Source organism: Streptomyces daliensis, from assembly GCF_054782395.1.
In genome coordinates this window covers 88,950-110,599 of sequence record NZ_BAAGSO010000094.1, presented here as the reverse complement: position 1 = coordinate 110,599, position 21,650 = coordinate 88,950, and the positions used below count along the sequence as shown (strand labels likewise).

Annotated in this window: 9 protein-coding genes; 2 read left to right on the top strand and 7 right to left on the bottom strand. The window is 71.6% G+C overall.

Features of this window, described 5'->3' with window-relative positions; all coding sequences use genetic code 11:
* Window positions 1–114 precede the first annotated feature (114 nt).
* The 6 genes from ACYVOO_RS23040 to ACYVOO_RS23015 all read right to left on the bottom strand — a co-directional run bounded on the left by ACYVOO_RS23040 (window position 115) and on the right by ACYVOO_RS23015 (window position 17,684).
* Window positions 115–1,173, bottom strand: a complete 1,059-nt coding sequence (locus tag ACYVOO_RS23040; protein WP_461017581.1) for an MDR family NADP-dependent oxidoreductase — start codon at window positions 1,171–1,173, stop codon at window positions 115–117.
* Window positions 1,174–1,189: 16 nt separating this feature from the next.
* Window positions 1,190–2,983, bottom strand: coding sequence for a phytoene desaturase family protein (locus ACYVOO_RS23035; RefSeq protein ID WP_461017580.1), 1,794 nt, complete (start codon window positions 2,981–2,983; stop codon window positions 1,190–1,192).
* A gap of 55 nt (window positions 2,984–3,038) precedes the next feature.
* Entirely contained in the window at window positions 3,039–12,515 is a 9,477-nt protein-coding gene (locus ACYVOO_RS23030) for a non-ribosomal peptide synthetase/type I polyketide synthase (protein WP_461017579.1), read from the bottom strand.
* Window positions 12,516–13,067: 552 nt separating this feature from the next.
* Entirely contained in the window at window positions 13,068–13,955 is an 888-nt protein-coding gene (locus ACYVOO_RS23025) for a sterol desaturase family protein (RefSeq protein WP_461017578.1), read from the bottom strand.
* Window positions 13,956–14,599: 644 nt separating this feature from the next.
* Complete coding sequence (locus ACYVOO_RS23020) at window positions 14,600–16,924, bottom strand: beta-L-arabinofuranosidase domain-containing protein (RefSeq protein WP_461017577.1); 2,325 nt, start codon at window positions 16,922–16,924, stop codon at window positions 14,600–14,602.
* Window positions 16,925–17,210: 286 nt separating this feature from the next.
* Complete coding sequence (locus tag ACYVOO_RS23015) at window positions 17,211–17,684, bottom strand: NUDIX hydrolase (protein WP_461017576.1); 474 nt, start codon at window positions 17,682–17,684, stop codon at window positions 17,211–17,213.
* Between the two features lie 255 nt (window positions 17,685–17,939).
* On the opposite strand from ACYVOO_RS23015, the gene ACYVOO_RS23010 reads away from it, so the two are divergent.
* On the top strand, window positions 17,940–18,470 hold the full coding sequence (locus ACYVOO_RS23010; RefSeq protein WP_461017575.1) for a cupin domain-containing protein: 531 nt from the start codon (window positions 17,940–17,942) through the stop codon (window positions 18,468–18,470).
* A gap of 98 nt (window positions 18,471–18,568) precedes the next feature.
* Here ACYVOO_RS23010 and ACYVOO_RS23005 read toward each other — a convergent pair whose 3' ends face one another.
* Entirely contained in the window at window positions 18,569–19,261 is a 693-nt protein-coding gene (locus ACYVOO_RS23005) for a hypothetical protein (protein WP_461017574.1), read from the bottom strand.
* A gap of 221 nt (window positions 19,262–19,482) precedes the next feature.
* Between ACYVOO_RS23005 and ACYVOO_RS23000 the strand changes: the two genes are divergently transcribed.
* Window positions 19,483–21,576: a glutamate--cysteine ligase gene (locus tag ACYVOO_RS23000; RefSeq protein ID WP_461017573.1), complete on the top strand. Its 2,094-nt coding sequence runs from the start codon at window positions 19,483–19,485 to the stop codon at window positions 21,574–21,576.
* The last annotated feature ends 74 nt before the right edge of the window (window positions 21,577–21,650 follow it).

Below are 21,650 nucleotides of genomic sequence, written 5' to 3'. Positions count from 1 at the left end.
GACTGACGGCCCGTCAAATTCCGTGCGGCCGAGGCTGGTTGACCCGCACTCGCCAGACGGGAGCGGCCACCGTGGCCGCTCCCGCCGCGTGGGGCCGGACCTCGACCGGCGGGGTCAGACCTCGACCAGCACCTTGCCCCGGTTGGCCTCCCGGTGCACGTACAGGCTCTGGTAGGCCGCCGGGATCTCGTCGAAGCCCTTGCGCACGGTCTGGTCGTAGTGCAGCTCGCCGCGCCGGACCAGCCCGCCCAGTTCCCTGTGCATCTCGGCCAGCACCGGCTCGGTGAACCACTCCTGGGCGAAGATGCCGCGGATCGTGGTGCGCGGGAACATGATGTACGGCAGCAGGCGCGGCCCGGTCAGTTCGCCGTTCACCGTCGTCGCCCACTGCCAGCAGACCGCGACCTGACTGTCCACATTGAGCATGGTGAACACCGCGTCGGTGATCGAGCCGCCGAGGTTGTCGAAGTAGCGGTCGACCCCGTTCGGAACGGCGAGCAGCAGCGCCTCGCGGACCTTCTCGGCGTCGTCCGCCTGGTCGTACAGCACGACGTCGTCGAAGCCCAGCTCCCTCAGATACGCGGCCTTGTCCGGCGACGCGGTGGTACCGACCACCCGGCGGGCGCCCGCGCGCTTGGCGAGCTGGCCCGCCAGCGTGCCGACAGTTCCGGAGGCGCCGCTGATCAGCACGGTGTCGTCCGGCCGGATGGTCATGAAGTACTTGAGCGTGCCCCAGGCCGTCAGGCCGGGCGCGCCCATGATGCCGAGCGCCGTGGACAGCGGCAGTGTCTCGTCGTGGAGTGCCGGGGCGAGACGGCGGTAGGCCGGGAAGACCATCGGGAAGCTGCCGTGTTTCCACACCTCCTCGCGGCCGTCGTGGACGACGTGGCTGCGCCAGCCGCCGAAGCCCTGCACCAGGTCCCCCACCCGGAACGCGGCATCAGGACCCGCCTCGAGCACCTCCAGGATCGAGTCACCGCCCATGTGATGTCCGACGGGCGTCTCCAGCGCCAGACCGTTCTGGTACGGGTCCACCGAGACGTACCGGGTCCGGAAGAGCATCTCGTCCGGACCGAGTTCGACGTCGGTCTCCTCGGTCACCTTCCGGTAGATCCGGTCGACGTCGGGCACGCCGCCGAGGTGCTCTCGGACCACCCATTTGTCGATCTTCATGTCAGCTCTCCTGTCGTCATGTCGCGGGATCGGTGAGCGCGGAGCCGGACAGGGCGGGGCCGGGGGCCGGCGCGGCAGCGGGACCGGACTCGCCTGCCTGCCGGGAGTGCCGCGGTGGCGGGCCGACGGGGATGATCCGCTGCGTCGGCGGTGGTGCGCTGTCGTCGGTCTCGGCGGTGAACTCCAGCCCGTCGTCCCGGCAGATGAACTGCATGACGTGGCGGCCTGCGGCGGCCGCCCGGATCAGACCGCCGATGGTTGCCCAGACACCGGAGAGGTAGAAGTCCGAGAGCCCGGGCAGCACCGGACCGTTCTTCTTGATCTCCTTCTCCAGGGTCTCGGCACCCTCCACGAACGGGTTCCACCCGGGGAAGGCCCCGTTGTGGACGCCGGTGTAGCGGACCTGGGTGAGCGGGGTGGAGACGTCGGCGACGGCCACCGCGTCCGAGAGGCCGGGGAACCGCTCGTCCAGGAAGGAGACGACGCCGTTGCGGACCCGCCGCTTGGCGGCCGTGTACTCCCGGCCGTGCTTGACCGGCAGCGTGTGCAGTTCCTCGCCGCGCCGCACCCGCGGGGACTGCTCAGGACCCTCGCGCAGCGCCCGCCAGGGGGCGATGTCGGAGAAGTAGGTGACGTACACGACGGTCGACTCTCTGGGCGCCAGCTCGGGGTAGTGGCGGGTGCGGAACTGGACGTTCATGGACGGGCAGCGCATTCCGAGGAGCCCGCTCGTCGCCCGCTCAGGCAGCAGGTACGTGGTGCACGGATCGCCCTCGGGAAACGGCTTGCGCAGCCCCAGGAACAGGGACACGTACCCGGGCATGAGCTGGCCGGGCTCGTCGATCAGCGAGGTGTAGAGCCGCCGGTAGGTGTCGTTGAGGTACCGGCCCTTGAGCAGCTCCATCACCGTGGTGCGGCCGTCGGCGGCGGAGACCACGATGTCGGCGCGGAACTCCCGGCCGTCGCTCAGCCGTACGCCCACCGCCCGGTCCCGCTCGACCAGGATCTCCTCGACCTTGGCGTTGTAGGTGATCTCGCCTCCGCACTTGCGGTACCGCTCCTCGACCGAGCGGACCAGGCCGAGCGAGCCGCCCTCGGGCACCCCGGCGGACTGGTTGGCGTGCGCGGCGAGCTGGAAGTAGAACGGCAGCACGGGGAAGGCCGGGTGCTTCTCGTAGAGGATGAAGTTGAACGCCTCGCGCAGGAGCGGGTCACGGAACCGCCGCGCGTAGTCGGTCATCAGCACGGAGAGCGACTTCCGGACGGTGTTGAAGTAGGGGATGAACGAGGCCAGCATCCGCCAGCGCTCCGTCCGGCTCATCAGCCCGACCGGTTTGAGGAACGGGTAGACCGCCAGCGCCTTGCGGAAGGTCCGGATGCCCTGGCAGAACTCCCGGACAGGGGCGGCGTCGGCCGGGGACAGGTCCAGCAGATGGGCCTCCAGCCGGTCCGGCTCCGAGTAGAAGTACACCGCCCGGCCGTCCTGCCCGCGGACGATGTTGAACGCGTCGAAGTGCCGCATCTCCTTGCCCTGGAGCGCGCCCAGCTCCAGCCAGATCTGGTACATCTCGTTGCCCGGTCCGTTGCCGAGCAGCCAGCTCACGCACCAGTCGAAGGTGAAGTCGCTGCGGTCCCAGCTCGTGCAGGATCCGCCCGGGATCTCGTGCATCTCGAAGACCTGCGTCTGGTAGCCGTTCATCCGGGCGTAGCAGCCGGTGGAGAGACCGCTGAGGCCGCCGCCGATGATGATCATCGTCTCGCGGCGGCTGCCGCCGCCCCGACGGTGTTCTTCGTGCCTGGATCGCGTCATGTCTCGGGCCTTTCGACCTTGGATTTGTCGTTGCTCGCGCAGGGCTGTGCCGGTCTCAGGAGACGGGGGCGGCGACGGCGGTGAGGACGGACCGGGCGAGACCGGCGTTGCGGGCGGCGTATTCGCGGTCGAGCATCTCGGCGTGGGTGCCGAAGCCCTTGACCACCGTCGTCCCGGTGACCGAACTCCCGTGCCAGGTGCCGTGCTGCCCGGACTCGTACAGGGCCGTCTTGCCGTCCTCGGACAACACGCTCAGCGCGGCGGCGACCGTCCCGTGGTTGGGAGTACGGCTGGCGAACCGCAGGTAGTCACGCGCCTGGTCCCGCGTCTCCTCGGCGACGGTCTCCGAGCCCGTGTGCCGCTTCAGGTGCCCGGCCAGCTCGTCTTCGAAGGCCCGGACGTGCTCGTCGGTGAGGGGGAACGGCTCCGGGATCCGGAACGAGTCGACGATCACCACATGGGACACCGTCCGGCCGCGCCGCTCCAGTTCCTTGGCCACTTCGAAGGCGAGGTTGCCGCCGAGCGAGTAGCCCAGCAGAGCACATGGGCCTTCGGGCTGGAGGGACTCCGTCAGTTCGGCGTACCGGGAGACCTTGTCGTCGCCCATGACGTAGTTGAAGGCGACCGTCCGGTACTCCGTCAGATGGGCCGCGAACTCGCGGTAGACCAGGCCGTGACCGCCGGCCGGCGGGAAGCAGAAGAGGCTCTGCCGCCGCTCCTGGTGGAAGCAGAGGTAGGGCTGGTCCCCTTCGGCCCGCCCTGTGGCGATGTGCTCGACCGTGCGCGCCATCCCGTGCAGGGTGGTGGCCTTGAACAGCCCGCTGACCGGGATGGTGACGTGGAACTCGCCCTGTAGGGCGTGGATCAGTTCGATGAGCTTGATCGAGCTGCCGCCGCACTCGAAGAAGTCGTGCTGGAGCCCCGGCTCCTCGACGCCCAGCAGAGTCCGCCAGTGCTCGGCCATCCGGGTCTCGTAGAAGGTGACGGGCGGATCGGCGGGCTCATCGTCGTCGGCCCGGGGCGCGGGCAGCGCGTCGGCGTCCACCTTGCCGTTGGCCGTGAGCGGCAGCGAGTCCACCTCGGTGAAGTGCGCCGGGATCATGAAGGTCGGCAGATGACCGGCCAGGTGCAGGCGGAGCCCGCGGCGTTCCCACGTCCGGCCGGGGGCCGGAACACAGTAGGCACAGAGCACGTTCTCGCCGCCGCCGTCCGTCCGCACGATCACCACGGCCTGGTCGATACCGGGGTGTTCGGCGAGCCGGGTCTCGATCTCGCCCAGCTCGATCCGGTGGCCGCGCACCTTGATCTGCGAGTCGGCCCTGCCCACCAGATGGATCCTTCCCCTGGCGTCCCACCGGGCGAGATCGCCGGTGCGGTAGGCCCGGACCGGTTCGCCGCCGCCGGTGCCGCCGGTGTCGCCGAGTGGCAGGGTGGCGAAGCGGGCCGCGGTCCGCTCCTCGGCTCCGACGTAGCCGAGCGCCACTCCGGAACCGCCGATCCACAGCTCCCCGGTCACTCCGGGCGGCACCACCCGGCCGTGCCGGTCCAGGATGTAACAGACGCTGTTGGGGAACGGCCGTCCGACCGGGACCATCCGGCCGGGCTCCAGACCGTCCGTCGGGCCCTCGAAGTAGGCGCTGTCGATGGTGGCCTCGGTGACGCCGTAGGAGTTGACCAGCCTGGTCTCCGGACCGCAGAGGGCACGCAGCCGCTCGTGCTCCTCGACCTTCCACGCGTCCGAGCCGACCACCAGCAGCCGCATGAACTCCAGCCGGACACCCGCCCGCTCGCAGTGTCCGACGACCGTCCGCGCCACGGCCGGGACGAACTCGGCGGCGTCGACCCGTTCGGTGAGCATCACCTCGTAGAGCCGGGCGGTGTGGAACAGCAGCTCGCGGCCCACCAGCACCAGCGTCCCGCCCGAGCACAGGGCGCGGACCAGATCCCCGGTGAAGACGTCGAACGCGAGGCCGGCCATCTGGAGATGCACCCGGGCACCGGTGTCCAGCCGGTACTCGGTCCGCCATGCCTCGTAGGCCGAGGCGAGGTTGCCGTGACCGACGCGCACGGCCTTGGGGCGGCCGGTGGAGCCCGAGGTGTGGATGACGTAGGCCGGGTCGTCGGGGCCGACCCGCGGGCCGGTGAACTCGGTTGCGGGAACGTCCAGTTCGGTGGTGGTGACCAGCCGTGCGGGCAACCGGCCGAGCCGTTCGGCGTCGTCGGCGACCAGCAGTGCGGCACCGGAGTGCTCGACCATCGACGCCAGGCGGCCCGTCGGGTGGGTGGGATCGAGCGGCAGGTAAGCGCCGCCGGTACGGAGGACCGCCAGCAGGGTGACGATGAGGGCCGGAGACTTCTCCAGGCAGACGGCCACCACCGAGCCGGGCCCGGCCCCCAGCGCGCTGAGCCGGGCGGCGGCCCGCCCGGAGCGCTCGGCCAGCTCGCCGTAGCTGAGCCGCTCCGCCGGGCCCGACTCGCCCGACTCACCCGGTGCGACGACCGCGGTCGCGTCGGGGCGGGCCTCCGCGGCACGCAGGATCAGCTCGTGCACCGGACCGTCGGGCACCACCCGCCGCCCGGCGCCGCTCCACTGCTGGAGCACCAGGGCACGCTCCTCGGGGCCGAGCAGCTCCAGCCCGGTGGCCGGCTGCCCGGGGCCGGTCTCCGTCAGCGCCGCCAGCAGGCGGACGTAGTGGGCTGCCAGCCGGGACACGGTCCCGGGGAGGAAGAGGTCGGTGTTGTATTTGAGGACGCAGTGGAAGCGCTGCTCCTTCTCGTCCTCGTAGGCGGACAGGGTGAGGTCGAACTGCCCCTCCTCCTCGGGAAGTTCGATGTAGTCGAGGTGGTAGCCGTACTTCTCGGTGGCCACCTTGTGATGGAGCAGGATGAACATGGCCTGGAAGACGGCGGAGCGGCTGGGGTCGTGGTGCAGGCCGAGCTGCTCCACCAGCAGCACGAAGGGGTACTCCTGGTTGTCCAGGCCGCCCAGCACGGTGGTCCGCACCCGGTCCAGCAGCTCCGTCACGGTCGGCTCGCCCGCCAGCGAGACGTGCAGCGGCAGCGGGTTGACGAAGTAGCCGTAGACTCCGGCGAACTCCTCGTCGGTGCGGCCCGTCACCGGACTGCCGACGATGATGTCGTCCTGTCCGGAGTATGCGTGCAGCAGCAGGTAGTAGGCGCTGAGCAGGACCACGAAGACGGTGACGTTGTGCTCGCGGGCCAGCGCACGCACCCGGGCGCTGGTCTCCTCGTCGAGCGCGAAGAACTCCGAGGCACCGTTGTGGGTCTGGACGGCCGGGCGCGGTTTGTCGGTGGGGAGGCTGAGGGCCGGTATCTCGGCCGGAAGATGCGTACGCCAGTACTCCAGGGCCTTCTGCGCCTCACGGCCGGCCAGGAACTCGTTCTGCCGGTTGAGGAAGTCCACGTAGCGCGCGGTGACCGGGGGAAGCTCCGGCGCCCGGCCCTGGCACAGTCCCTCGTAGACGGCGAGCAGTTCCTCGATGAAGGTGAAGGTGGAGATCGCGTCCGAGATGATGTGGTGGACGCCCTTCATGAGCACCCAGCGCGCGGGCCCGCGCCGGAACAGCCGGAACCGCACCAGCGGATCGCGCTCCAGGTCGTACGGCCTGCGGTACTCCCGCACGAGCATCGTGCGGATCTCGTCCCAGCCCAGATGCGCGACGTCGAAGACCTCGAAGTCCGGCTCCGCGTCGGCGGAGATCCGCTGGACGACCTGATCGCCGTCGAACATGAAGTTCGCCCGCAGACTGGGGTGCCGTTCGACCATCGCCCGGAAGGCGTCGGCCATCAGCTCGGGGTTCAGCTCCACCCGTACCTCGACCGCGCCGCCGATGTTGTAGGCGAAGCCGTCCGGGTTGAGCTGCTTGAGGAACCACAGCGCCTTCTGATTGTGCGTCAGCGGATACACCGACGCGTCCTCGTACCGCTCGACCTCGGCCGCGCCGGATCCGGTGCCGTCCTCGTCGAGCAGCTCGGCCAGCACGGTGTGGAGCTGGTCGGCCAGATCGCCCACCGAGGTGTTGCTCAGCAGTGACACCACCGGAAGCGTGGTGCCCAGTTCGGTGTTCAGGCGGGCACGCAGTTCCATCGCGAGCAGCGAGTCCAGTCCGAGGTCGCCGAGCCCGGTGGCCGGAACGAGCTGTTCGCGGGGTACCCGGAGCACGGTCGCGGCCAGTGCGGTGAACCGCTCGGTGAGCAGCGTCAGCCGCTCTTCCTGGCCGGCCGCCCGCAGGGCTTCCAGCATGCTGCTCTGCCCGGCGGCGGCCGGGGCCTGTTCCCGTGCGGCGGCGGCCAGCTCGGAGACCAGCGGCGGCGGAGCCGGGTACCAGGAGAGGAACACCGGCCAGTCGGCCACGGTGGCGACCAGCAGTTGGGCGCGGTCCTGGCCGAGCACCCGCTCCAGTACGGCCATGCCCGTCCCGGGTGCGAGGGAGGACATGCCGCGGTTGTTCCGGTAGTGGTCGATCAGACCGAGTTCCTCGATCATCCCGGTCGCCCAGGGACCCCAGTCCAGGCTGAGCGCGGGCAGGCCGAGGGCCCGCCGGTGATGGGCCAGCGCGTCCAGGAAGGCGTTCCCGGCGGCGTAGTTGGTCTGGCCCGCCGTGGTGAGCAGCGAGGCGATCGAGGCGAAGAGCACGAAGTGGTCGAGCGGTTCGGCGGCCAGGTGCCGGTGCAGGGCGAGTGCGCCGAGCAGCTTGGGTGCGCAGACGGTGTCGAACACTTCCCGGTCCAGCTCGGGCACGAGGGTGTCGCGTACCTGTCCGGCCAGGTGGAAGACGCCGCGGACCGGCGGCCGGCCGAGCTTCCGGTACTCGGCCAGCCAGTCGGCGAGCGCGGACTCGTCGGTGACGTCCAGTGTCGCCAGGATCGGCTCCGCGCCGAGCGCCTCCAGTTCGCGCAGGTAGGCGGCCCTCCGCCCCGCGGGGCTCTCCGGGGCGAGGTCGCGCCACTCCTCCCGCGGGGGCATGGGGCTGCGCCCGGCCAGGATCAGCCGACGGGCGCCGCGCCGGACCAGAGTGCGGCAGAGCACACGCCCGAGCGCGCCGAACGCGCCGGTCACCAGGTAGGCCCCGTCCGGACGGAGGCTGGGGGGCAGCGGGCGGCTCAGGCCCTGCGCTGGGCGGAGACGCATGGCCAGCCGCCGTCCCGCGCGCAGGGCGATCTCGTCCTCGTCGGCGAGCGTGAACTCGCGCAGCAACGCCTCCGCCTCCTCGTCGGCGGGCGCCGTGGCGGGGCCGAGGTCCACCAGCTTCCCGGGGTGTCCGGGCAGTTCCTGGTGGCGGAGCACCCGGCCGATGCCCCAGGCGGGGGCGCCGAGCGGTTCGACGGGCTCGCCGGAGGCGGTGGCCTGTGCAGCGCGGGTGACGATGTGCAGCCTGCTGCCGGGCAGTTCGACGGGCAGCAGCGCGGCGAGCGCGACCAGGCTGTAGGCACCGGTGCCTGTGTGGCCGGTCACCGCGGCGCGGTCGGCCGTGTCCAGCGCGGGCCGGTCGAGGTTCCAGAGGTGGACGACGGCGGCCGGATCGGGGGCTCCCGCTGTTCGCCGGTCCGTGAGCAGGCGCTCCAGGTCGGTGGTGGAGCCGGGGTCGACGACGGACTCACGGCCCTCGGTGACGGTCCGGTAGCCGGTGCCGGGCCGGACCAGGTGGCAGCTTCCGCCGCGCGCGGTGATCCGGGCCGCCAGCGCGTCGGCGACGCCCTGGCCGTCGGCGAACAGCAGCCACCGGTCGGGGTGCTCGGCCGGTGGAGCGCTGGGTCCTGGCGCCTCCGGCAGCTCGCTCCAGGCGGGTTCGGTGAGCCAGCCGTCGATGGTGCTGAGGCCGACGGTGGTGGCGGCCCGCTCGATGTCGGCGGCCCGGAAACCGGTGATCCCGCCGAGCGGCACACCGTGCTCGTCGTGGACGGCGATGTCACCCACCAGCTCCGTCCCGCCGTCGTGGGTGACCGTGGCGTGTGCCCAGAGCGGCCGGTCGCCGGTCGCCTCCAGCCGGACCTCCGCGATGCTCAGCGGCAGCCTGATGCCGTGCGTCGCCGGGTCGGCGGGGCCGAGCAGTCGCGGCGTCAGCAGCGTCTGGAAGAAGGCGTCCATCACCACCGGGTGGACCTGGTGGTCCGCGCCCTGCCCGGTGACCGCCGACGCCGGCCGCACCCTGGCCAGCGCCTCGCCGGGGCCGATCCACACCTCGTCGATGCCCTGGAACGCCGGGCCGTAGTGGTATCCGAGGGCCGCCAGCCCGGCGTAGCACTCGGGCCCCGACAGATGACGGGCGGCCCGGCCGCGGATCGTCGCGACGTCCAGCGGGCGTCCCGGGCGGCGGCGCTGGCCGGGACGGACCGTACCGGAGGTGTGGACGGTGCGTTCGGCACCCTCGCCGGTGAGGGTGGAGACGGTGAAGCCGCCGTGCTCGGCGGAGAGGGTGAGGTGGACCCTGCGGCTCTCCTGGTCGGGCAGGTAGAGCGCCTTGCGCAGTTCGATGTCGGTGAGAGTGGCGTCGGTGCCGCCCGTCAGCGAGCGGACCGCCTGGACCGCCATCTCCAGATATCCAGCGGCAGGGAAGAGGACCTGCCCCTGGATGCGGTGGTCGTCCAGATACGGCAGCGCCTCGGCGTCCAGCCGCGCCTCCCAGGCGGGTTCGGCGCTGACCAGCCTGCGGCCGAGCAGCGGGTGGTCGGTCCGGCCCTGCCGGATCTGTGCGACCGGCCGGGGCTCGGCCCAGTGCCGGTCACGCTTGAACGGGTAGCGGGGCAGGGGGACGGGCCGTCCGGCGGGCTGGAGGACCGACCAGTCGACCTCGGTACCGAGACCGTGGAGCGCTGCCAGTGAGGCGGTGAAGGTGACCTGCTCGTCCTCCTGACGGCGGATCGACGGCAAGGTGAGCACCTCGGGACGCTCGGTGTCGCCCAGGCGCTCCGCCACCACTTCCTGGACCGAGCGGCCCAGTACCGGGTGCGGGCCGATCTCCAGGAAGAGGCCGTACCCGTCGTCGGCCAGCCGCTCCACCGCCTGCCGGAAGCGGACGGTGTTGCGGACGTTCTGCCACCAGTACTCCGCGTCCAGCTCGGTGCCGTGTGCGGTGCCTTCGTGGCCGGTGAGGTAGAGCGGTACCCGGGCCGGGCGGGGAGCGAGGTCAGCGAGCGACTCCAGCAGCTCGTCCTTGATCAGGTCCATCTGGGCGCTGTGGTACGGCACATCGACGCTCAGCGGGCGGGCGAAGACCCGCGCGCCGGTGAGCGAGGAGGCGAGCTCGGCCAGCGCCTTCTCGTCCCCGGCCAGGGTGAGGGAAGCGGCACTGTTGACCGCGGCGACGGAGACCGCGTCCCCGTACGGGCGAATCCTGCGGCGGGCCTCTTCCTCGGGGAGGGCGACGGCGAGCATGCCGCCGCTGCCTGCCAGCTTCTGCTGGAGGCGGCTGCGGTGCAGCACCACCTTGAGCGCGTCGGCCAGGTCGTAGACGCCTGCCTCGTAGAAGGCGGCGACCTCGCCGGTACTGTGGCCGACGATGGCATCCGGGCGGACGCCGCGGCTTCGCCAGAGAGCCGCCAGCCCGACCTGGAGGGCGAAGTTGGCGGGCTGGGCGAGCCAGGTCTCGGCCATCCGGGAGTGCGCCTCGTCGGCGGCCAGTTCGTCCAGCAGCGACCAGTCGGTGAGTTCGGTGAGATGTCCGGCGCAGCGCTCGACGGCCTCGCGGTAGACCGGTTCCGTGGCGAAGAGCCGGCGGCCCATCGCCCACCACTGCGGGCCCATGCCGGTGAAGACCCAGGCCAGGGCGCGGTGCCGCGGTTCGCGGCGGTGGCCGGTGAGGACACGGGGGTGCGGCTCGCCGCGCAGATAGGCGGAAAGGGCCTCGTCCAGCGACGCGCGGGAGTCGTAGACCACCGAGAGCCGGGCGTCGTGGTGCTGACGGCGGTGGGCCAGAGTGTGGCCGAGGTCGGACAGGCTGACGGGGGTGCCGTCGTGTACTCCGGCCAGTTCGGCCTGGATGCCTGCCGCCAGCTCGGGCAGCGCGGCGGGATCGCGGGCGGTGAGCGGCAGGATGGTGCAACCGGCGGGCTGCCCGGTCACCGGCCCGTCCGCCGACTCGCCCGCCGTCCCGGTGGGGACTTCGGCGAGGACCGCGGAGCGCACCTCGGTAGGCACCTCGGGAGCGGCTTCCAGGAGGACGTGGGCGTTCGTACCTCCGAAGCCGAAGGAGTTGACCCCGGCCCGCGCGGGCCCCTCGTGCGCCGGCCAGCGGGTGGGCTCGGCGGGGATGTCGTAGGGCAGGGTGGCGGGGTCGATCGCCGGGTTGAGGCGCTCCAGGTTGATGTGCGGCGGGATGACGCGGTGCTTGAGCGCCAGGGCGGTCTTGATGAGCCCGGCCAGCCCGGAGGCCGACTCGGTGTGCCCGATGTTGGTCTTGACCGAGCCGACGTAGCACTTGTCCCCGGGACGGCGGCCGATCGCCAGCGCCTTGGCCAGTGCGTTGGCTTCGACCGGGTCGCCGACCGGAGTGGACGTGCCGTGTGCCTCGACGTACTGGAGGCTGCCGGGGGCGATGCCGGCCTCCGTGCAGACCCGCTCGATCAGGGACACCTGGGCTTCCGGGTTGGGCACGGTGATGCCGTTGGTGCGGCCGTCCTGGTTGACGCCGCTGCCGATGACGACGGCGTGGACCGGGTCGCCGTCGCGCAGCGCGTCGGAGAGCCGTTTGAGCACGACCACGGCGACACCCTCGGCCCGTACGTAGCCGTCGGCCGCGGCGTCGAAGGTGCGTGAGCGGCCCTGCGGGGAGAGGAAACCCCCCTTGGTCTCGGCGATGGTGTACTGCGGCGCGATGTGCAGCAGCGTGCCGCCGGCCAGCGCGAGTTCGGTCTCACCGCGGAGCAGGCTCTGGGTGGCGAAGTGGACGGCGACGAGGGAGGAACTACAGGCGGTGTCCAGGGAGACGCTGGGGCCACGGAAGTCGAAGCAGTGCGAGAGGCGGTTCGACACCATCGTCATCATCGTGCCGGTGGCGGTGTGCGCGGCGAGGCTCTCGAAGGAGAGGTCGGAGAACTGGACGATCTTGTAGTCCAGGGTGAACGCACCGATGTAGACGCCGACCTCGCGGCCCGCCAGCTCGGCGGGTATCTGCCCACCGTCCTCCAGCGCCTCCCAGGACACTTCGAGCAGTTTCCGCTGCTGCGGGTCCATGTGGTCGGCCTCTCGGCCGCTGATGCCGAAGAAGGACGGATCGAATTCGTCGAAGCCCTCGATGTAGCCGCCGCGGCCACCGACCAGCCGGCCCGGCTTGGCCTTGTGCCTGCTGCCCAGGGTCGCCACGTCGTACCGGCTGGGCGGGGTCGGCGTGATGCAGTCCTTGCCGTCGACCAGGTTCCGCCAGAACGACCGGTGGTCGCAGGCACCGCCCGGCAGCCGGCAGCCGATCCCGATGATGGCGATCTTCTCCCCGTCGCCTGCGGGAACGGCGTCGCGGGAAGTGGCTCCGGCGGAGAGTGCTCCGGGGGAGCAGGCAGAGCATAAGTCCGTCATGGTCGAGTCCTGCCTTTCGGGGAGGTGCCCTGGCCATTCGATGGAGCGGGGCCCAGGGACTCTGGGGACGGGTGTCATGCGGGTGCCGTGGGTCAGGAGCGGAAGGCGTGCCGGCCCGGAACCCCGCGACGGCTCGACCGGTGAACGGCCGCTGTCGCGCCTCGTGCCACGGCCCGGGTCACTCCGGCCGGTCGGCTGATCGGTTGGCCGGTCGGCCGGAGACGGCTTGGCGGTGTCCACCGGCGTGCTGTGCTGTGGACAGGGGGAAACCGGACCGGCCGGGAGACGAGGGCCGGAGGCAGGGGCGCGCGGGGACGCGGGGGGTACGGGCGTGACGGGGCCGGGCCCGGAGCCGCCGGCGCGTAGCGGTCTGCTGGTGCTGGGCGGGGACGGCGCCGACAGGGCCGGTCCGGGGTGGTGACCGGTGGAAGGCGGCACGGCGGACGGTCGCACAGGGGTGGTCGACCGGTTCTGGGCCGGGTCAAGCCGGGGTGGCCGAACTGGTGGATCGCGCGGATCGGAGCGGGACGGCGGTTCGGAGCGGGACGCCGGTCAGACCGGCTGGCGTGGCCGGGGTTGTGCGCTGTCGACTCGTTCCGTGCGGCGCCATGCCTGAAGGTGACTGGCCACTACCGCACCGGTACGGGGGAAGTCGGCGGGATACTGGAGACCTACCGCCACCGGCTTCCGGCCGGGCCGCCAGGTGAAGCTGCCGAAGACGTGGTCCCAGAGGGAGAGGTCGGACCCGTAGTGCCCGGCCTCCGTGAGGTCGATGCTGTGGTGCAGCCGGTGCAACTCCGGACCGGCGAAAACATGGTTGAGCACACCGATCCGGACATCGATGTTGGCGTGCACGAAATAGCCCTGCACGATCACGAACAAGCCCACCACGAAGACTGCTTGCGCCGAGAATCCGGTCAGCGCGAGCGTCAACTGGACGACGCCCTGGGTGAGTATGACGTCGACGACGTGGTTGACCGCGTTGTTGCCGACGTTCACCTTGGCGGGTACGTGGTGGACGCCGTGCAGCCGCCAGAGGCGGCGATTTGTGTGGCACCAGCGGTGGATCAGGTAATTGGCCAGCGAGCCGAGCAGCAGTGCCGCGGGAATCTCCGCCCAGAGCGGCAGCGCGGGATGTACGGGTGCCACCCAGCCGACGACTGTCGCCACGGGAAGCTGGGCCACGGCCCCGCCGAACATCGTCAGCACGAAGTACACACTGTACGCACCCCACTCGGACGCACTCGGCGACCACTCCGGTTCATACGGAATCAGTCGTTCGAGCAGCGACAGGCCGCCGACGACGCCGAGCAGGAAGAACACACTCACCATGCCGAGATCCCAGCGCAGGTGCAGAGCCGCCACGGACACCGAAGCAAGCGTGAACAGCATGACAGGGTATGCGACATGCCGAAGCGCGGTTCGGAGCTGCCCATGCATAATGCGCCCTCCACAGCTCACTGCGAATGAGAACTTCGACGATGCTAGCGGTTGGGCGAAAGGTGAGGGGAGGGTGTTCCTTCGGTGATCGCGCATTTGTCCAGATATCAATGAACCCTTTCCGGTCTGCTGATGGAGCGGAGTGGTTCCGGAAATCCTTCTTCTGTGCGGTACCGGATCCCCTCCCGCCCGCAGGAGGCGGGAGGCCGGCGCGATCATTTCCCCTAGGTCTCCGTCGAATTCCACTTCAGGTGCTGTATGCTCATCCGGCACTGCTTCCCCTGTTGCCTCAAATGCACGTCACCCGATGTCCAGTTACGAGAGGAATATTTTCGGACGCGAGTGAAGGTGGGGCTTCGCGATGTGCTGGAACGCCGTTTTGGCCGACGGGGTATCCCATGGCAGGGAAACTGACGTGAAGGTGCGGCTACTCGGCGGTGCTGTTGTCGGAAACGTCGTGCGAATTGCGACAGGAAAGTCCGGTGTGGCCAATAAGCAGCCCGTTCACCGGCAAGGGGAAGTGGGAATTCCGTCCGGTTCCAGCCCGTGCGGCTGCCGGTTTTCCGCCAAGGCGAGGTGACGGCTGGCGGAACGCGGACGGGCAGGCGGGTCGGCGGGGACGCCGTCGCCGTCCCCGCCGACGCTCACTGGTCCGCCACGATGCGCCACCTGTTGTCGGCGGTGCCGTTGTCCGAGTCCTGGACCGCGAAGGCGCCGACGGCGGTGGAGTGGTTCTCGATGCCGAGCAGCTTGCCGCTGTGCGCGTTGCGGATCACGCAGGTGCCGTCCCCCTGGTCGAGCAGTGTCCACCGGTGGTCGGCTGTGCCGTTGTCGGACCACTGGAGGACGGCCGCGTTGTCCGCTGTGGACATGTCCCGCACGCCGAGCACCTTGCCGCTGTGGGTGTTGCGGATCCGGACCGCGCCCGCGTCGTCGATCACCTCCCAGCCGTGGTCGGCGGTGCCGGAATCGTGCCACTGGAGGGCCCGGCCCCCGTCGGCCGTGGACATGTCCTGGATGCCCAGCACGAGGCCGCTGCCCACGTTGACGAGGCGGACGCGATCGGTGCCGCCGATGCGCCAGTAGACGGTGTAGTTGTGGCCGTGCGCCTCGTGGAACGGGCCCAGTCCGACGGAGGAGCCGTTGGCGGTGGCGGTGAAGGCGAGGGAGGAGTCGCCGGTCCGCCGGATCGAGGCGGTGTTCAGTGAGGGGAGGGAGCCGAGCGCGCTGTCCCCGTAGTCGCCGGACAGGACCGTCGGGCCGTAGGTGACGGCGGCGACGTCCGGATCGTCGTTGGCAGCGCGCAGGACGACCCGCATGGGCAGGCGGACGGTGACCGTGTCGCCCGGGGACCAGGAGCGGGTCAGCTTCGCGTAACTGCCCGGCGTGGTCGCGATGTTCTGTGCCACACCGTTGACGCTGACGGTGGCCCCCGAGGTCCAGCCCGGGATGCGGACGCGCATCGCCCATGTGCCGCCCGCGTCGCCGGTGACCTTCAGCGTCGTGGTGTCGCCGACCGGGAACGACGTGGACTGGGTGACCGTGATCCCGCGCTGCGACCAGTCGAGGACCGAGGGCACGAACAGGTTCACGGTCAGGGTGCTGTCGTCGCCGTCGCGGAAGTAGACGGAGTCCATCAGCCTGGTGTGCATCTCCAGTCCTGTGCCCTGGCAGCACCAGAAGGTGCCGTAGTCGGTGCTCCATGTGCCGCCGCCCCATGCCGGGCCCACACCGCGCCGGGACCCCGGTGCGAGGGGGGTGAAGTAGGTGACGTGGCCGTGGCCGTCGGCCGGGTTCTGCTGGCCGGTCATCTGGTTGAGCCATGCCTGCTCGTAGAAGTCGAACAGGGCGGCCCTGTCCGGGGTCAGCGCGAACAGCTCGCGGGTGAGGCTGAGCATGTTGAAGGTGTTGCAGCTCTCGCACGTGTCCTTGTTCAGATACGCGGCGATGGCGTTCGGCGCGCGGAAGTGCTCCGCCTGGCTGTTTCCGCCGATCGCGTAGGTGTGTGTGCCGACGCAGATGTCCCAGGCGTGGGTGGCGATGTCCCGGTAGCGGGTGGTCCCCGTGGCCTTGTACTCGCGTGCAGCGCCGATCCACTTCGGCACCTGGGTGTTGGCGTGCAGCCCGCTGAGCCGGTCCTGGCCCGCGGCCAGGGGGTCGAAGACGGCGGCGTGGTCGAAGCGCCGGGCGACGGCGAGCCACCGTGTGTCGCCGGTCTGCTGGCAGAGGTCGGTGAGCACGGCGTTCATGCCGCCGAACTCGGTCTCCAGCATGGCCTGCGTCTGCTGGCCGCTCAGCCGCCCGGTGCGCCAGTCGACCCATCCGGCCAGGGCCAGCAGCACGTCGCGTGCCTGGGTGCTGCCGAGCAGCCGCCACACGTCCAGCAGACCGGCGAGGGTCTTGTGGACGGTGTAGTACGGCACGTTGCCGTTGGTGAGCGTCCGCTGTTCGAGCGCGGTGAACTCCGACTCGGGGTAGCCCGAGAGGTACCCGGCGCTGAACCCGGCGGCGCTGTTGTTGGCCTGGCACTTGGCCAGCTCCGCGACCATGTAGGTGGCCTTGTCCCGGCAGACGGTGTCCCCTGTGACGGCGTACGACTGCGCCCAGGCCGTGAGGAAGTGGCCCTGGACATGGGTGCGGAAGGGGAAGGTGGGCGCGTCCCAGCCACCCGTGGCGGCAGCGCCCTTGGTGGAGAGCCGGTGGTTGGCGCGGAAGTTGTAGAGCAGCCGGTCGGTGTCGACGAACCGCAGATAGCTGCGGGTGCGGTTCTCGTTGTCCAGCCACCTGCTCGCGGTCAGCCGGACCTGGCCGAACGCGAAGGGGTGCGCGGACACGCCGATGTCGGGCCTGGCGGGGGGAAGCACGGCGGCGCGGGCGGGAGAAGCGGCGGCCAGGGGCCCGGCGGTGGAGGCGACGGCCGTGGCTCCGGCGATCTGGAGGAGACGGCGTCTGCTGACGGAGGAGGACATCGTGCGGCCCTTTCTGCGACGGGGAGGCCGGGCCTTCGTGCACAGGGGAGCGTGGTGTGTCCCGGCGGAGGGGCGGGGAGGGGTGGTCCGCTCAGGTTCTCCGTGTGTCCGATATATCGGACGCTGTTCGTTATGTCGCCGGAACGATAGTGGCGCCGTCATGAGGCGTCAACGCTTGTCGGCGGACCGGGGCCGCCGGGGTGAAGGTGACGGTGTGTCAGTGCGGGACTCCGCGACGGGACCGCCGGTGCCGGACCGTCACCGTCGGGCCACCGGGCGCGGACTGTCAGTGCCGGATGAGTCCGCCGACGGGAACGGATGCGACGTGGCCCGTCGGCGGGCGGGTCCGGGCCAGGGCGAGGCCGACGTCGACGAGCGAGGACCGGTGCAGAAGCGCGGCATCGGGGACCGGGGTCCACACCGACTCGGCGATCTCGCCGTCCGGCTCGGGCCGCAGGAGGCCACCGGTGATACGGACCTGGTAGAAGATGCCGACGTTCTGGTGCTCAGGGCCGCCGGGGACGGTGCGTTCGGCCGAGGGGATCACCCTTGAGTCCACACCCAGCAGGCGCTCCACCACCGCGTCGCAGCCGGTCTCCTCGGCCACCTCGCGGATCACCGCGTCGAAGGGGTCCTCGCCGTGCTCGACCCTGCCGCCCGGCAGGGTCCAGTTGGACTCGCCGGTGGCGGAGACATGACGGGCGAGCAGGACTCGCCCGTCCTCAACGCACACGGCGTACGCCGCCAGCCGGAAACTCATCCGCGCACCTCCCGCGGGACCGTACCCCGGCATCCGGGCCCCGCGGCGCCGCGGTACCCGGATCCGGTCACGAAGCGGGGGTGGCGGCGGTGGGGCCGTCGCACGTGTCCCCCGCGCAACAGGCCCCTACCCGGGTGCGGAGCCGGGTTCGGCGTAGGCTGCTGCTTCCTGTCGGTGCACGTATGTGCCCGACCGCATCCGCGTGCCCGGCCAACTGCCGTACGGATCCGGGCAGCTGACCTCGGAGGACGAGCAGTGAGCTATTTCGCCGTCCAGTCGGACGACCCGGGGCACCCGGAACACCCGGGCCGCGCGGAGCGTCAGTACGTGCTCGGTCAGGAACTGCGCGTCTCCATCCTCACCTCGGCCGAGGAGACCGAGGGGCGGCACGACGTGACGGACTCCTTCATGCCCGCGGGCGCCGCCACCCCGCTGCATCTGCACACGCGGTACGAGGAGCGGCTCTGGGTGGTCTCCGGCGCGCTGACGGTGTGGGTGGGCAAGGAGCGGACGACGCTGCGCTCCGGCGACTTCTGCACCATTCCGCTGCACACCCCGCACGCCATCAAGGCGGAGGGGGAGGGTGCCCGTGCCCTCAACATCTCCTCGCCCGCGGGCTTCGCCGAACTCATCGCCCGCGCGGGCACCCCGTTGCGCCTCGCCACCGGTGACACCGAGCTGGACGCGGAGCTGTTCGGCGCGGTGGCCGAGGAACTCGGCGACGTCGTTCTGGGCCCGCCCGGCACGACCCCCGCCGACCTCCCGGACGGCCCGGCGCTGCCCTGAGCGGGTGTCTCGGTGTGCCGGTGTGCCGGTGTGCCGGTGTGTCCAGCGGCTGACGGAGCGGAACGTACGGGCACCGTCGGACCCATGGCAGGCGACGATCAGAGGGTGAGCGCGGAGCCGTCGCCCGCCGCACGGTCCCGCGCGCCGGGCCGGGGCAGGAACGCGCGGACGGTGAGCAGCACTCCCGCGATCAGGACGACCTCCGCCGCGTTGCCGAGCGGGGGCACCTTCGCCGCGGCACCGGAAGCCACGACCATCACCGCCGAGGTGAGGGCGAGCCGGCCGAAACCCGTACGCCGCCACAACACGATGCCGGCGGCGAGGACGATCAGCCCGGTGAGGACGGCGGGCAGCGGGCCGACCGGTGACGTCGAGTCGTTGACGTAGCGCAGCGCCCCTCCCCAGTGCTCGGCGCGCAGCGTCAGGCCGAGGATGTCGTGGTGGACGCCCGCGCCGGTCAGCAGGGCGGTGAGGGCGGTGGCCACGGCGCGCACAGGGCCCCGGCGCGCGCCGCTGACTCCCGCGTGGTCCGCTGCCGCCAGTGCCCAGAGGACCAGCAGAGGCGTCAGCAGGGCGTGCAGCGCGAAACGGGGGACACTCAGCGCCTCCAGCAGCGGTCCCGCACCCAGCGGGTCCCCCAGGGCGATCACGCCGTTGTCCCAGACCAGCGCCGCGCTCACCAGGGCCGGGACGACGGTCAGCCACCCCGGGGCCCGCCGCCAGTACCGCACCGCCGCCACGGCAAGCCCCAGTTGCGCGGCGGCGAGCAGGGCGAATATCAGCGAGACCATCCCGTACGCCTCCTCGCGTCGTCCAGCAATATCTCAACGGTCAAGATACCTGGCGCGGGTGCGGGCACCCGGGAGCGGGGTGCGCGAAGGGTGCTCACCCGCCCGGAGCACCGGCGCACCGCCTCGTGTGGCGCCCCGCGCACCCCGCGGCGACGGTGGGAACGGACGAGGATCCGGACCGCCCGCTCGCGGTCGACGGGAACGGGACGGACGGGGCACGCATGCCGACGACCGGGGAGACGGCGCCGACGCTGGGCGTGGAGGAGGAGTACTTCCTCGTCGACGCGCACGACGGCGGCGTGCGGGCCTCGGCCTCGCGGGTGCTGGCGCGGGTCGCGGCGCCCCTGAGCGGCCAGGTCTCGGGCGAGTTCACCGCCTACCAGATCGAGGCCAAGACACCGCCCTGCCGCGGGCTGCGCGAACTCGGTGACCACCTGGTGCGGATGCGCGCGGGCGTGGCGGCCGCGGCCGCCGGGGAGGGGCTGCGGATCGTGGCGTCGGGCACCCCGGTCCTGGGCGCGCGCGAACCCGTGCCGCTGCGCGAGGACCCCCGCTACGACGCCGGTGCCCGGGAGTACCGGGCACTCCAGGACGACTTCGCCTTCTCCGCGCTCCAGACGCATGTGCGGGTGCCGGGCCGCGCGGAAGCGGTGCTGGTGAGCAACCATCTGCGGCCCTGGCTGCCGACGCTGGCCGCGCTCGCGGCGAACTCCCCGTACTGGGCGGGCCGCGACACCGGCTACGCGAGCTGGCGCACCGTCGCCCTGGGCCGCTGGCCCGCGGCCGGACCGCCCCCGTACTTCGACGGCGTCGACCACTACGACCGCCTCGTGGCGCGCCTGCTCGACAGCGGCGCTGCGCTCGACGAGCACAACGTCTTCTGGGACGTGCGGCCCTGCCCCCACCTGCCCACCGTCGAGATCCGCGTGATGGACGTCAACGCCGGAATCGCGGAGACCACCGTGTTCGCGGCCCTGGTGCGGGCCCTGGTGGCCGAGGCGCTGGAGCGGGTGCGGCACGGCGACCCCGGCCCGCGCGTGGACCAGGAAGTGCTGCGCGCCGCCTACTGGCGCGCGGCCCGCGACGGCTGCTCGGGGCACGGTCTTGAACCGCTCGGCGGACGGCTCCTGCCCGTCGCAGAGCTGGCCCGGCGGCTGCTGGCGCACGTGCGCCCCGTGCTCGACGGATACGGGGAACTCGCCGCCGTGAGCACCGTCGTACGCGCACTGGCGGCCGGGCGCGGCGGTGCGGAGCGCCGCAGGGCCGTGCATGCGCGGCGGGGGCACCTGCCCGACGTGGTCGCCGACCTCGTCGCCCGTACCACCGGCTCCCGGCCGCTCCCGCCCTCCGTCGGCGCGGGTCCGGCGCCGGGGCGGAAGCGGAGCGCGTCGAGCAGGAGAGCGGCGGAGCCGGTGCCCGCACCCGTGGGCGCCGGAGCCGGGCCCGTGGGCCCCGGAGCGGGGAACAGTGCGACAGGAACGGAGCGGATCATGACGGAATCGACGGCGGGAACCGGTACCGGCGGTCGGCGGGCCGAGGACTGGTGGCGCCCGGAGGCGGGCTTCTTCGGCGACCTCTACAAGGAGGCGGACGACTCGCTGCGGACGTTCTTCGCGGGCACCTCGCGCGTGGACGACCGTACGTGCGCCGAGGTCGACGGCGTCATGCGCCTGTGCGGCCTCGCGCCCGGCGCGCGCGTGCTGGACTGCCCGTGCGGCTACGGGCGGCACAGCGTCGAGCTGGCGGGTCACGGCGTGGACGTGGTCGGCGTCGACATCAACCCCGGCTTCCTGGAGGCGGCCCGGCGCAGCGCGGCGCGGGCCGGGGCGGCGGTGCGCTTCCTCGAAGGCGACATGCGGGAGCTGCCGCCCCTGGAGCCCGTCGACGCCGTGATCAACATGTTCTACTCCTTCGGCTTCTTCACCCCCGAGGAGGACCTGGCCGTCCTGCGGCGCTTCCGCCAGTCGCTGAAGCCCGGCGGGCGGTTCCTGATGCACACGATGGTCACAGCGCCCGCGCTCCGTGACGGCCGCATCCCCGCCGAGGAACGCCGCCGGCTCTCCAGCGGCCGGACCCTGGTCTCGCGCCGCCACCTGGACGACGGCACGCGGCGCGAGTTCGGCCAGTGGGCCATCGTCGACGACACCGGCGCCGAGTTCCCCATGACCCCCTACGACGTGCGGATCTACACCCCCGAGGAGTTCGGCGAGCTGTGCCGGGAGGCCGGGTTCGCGCGGACGACGTGCCACGGCGACTGGGACGGCACCCCCTACGAGGACGCTTCCCCCAACCTGATCGTCGTCGCCCACGCCTGACCGGCCCGGCCCGGTCCCGCCCGGTCCCGTACCGTACGGCCCCGCTCCGCCCCGTACCGTACGGGCGGGGACGG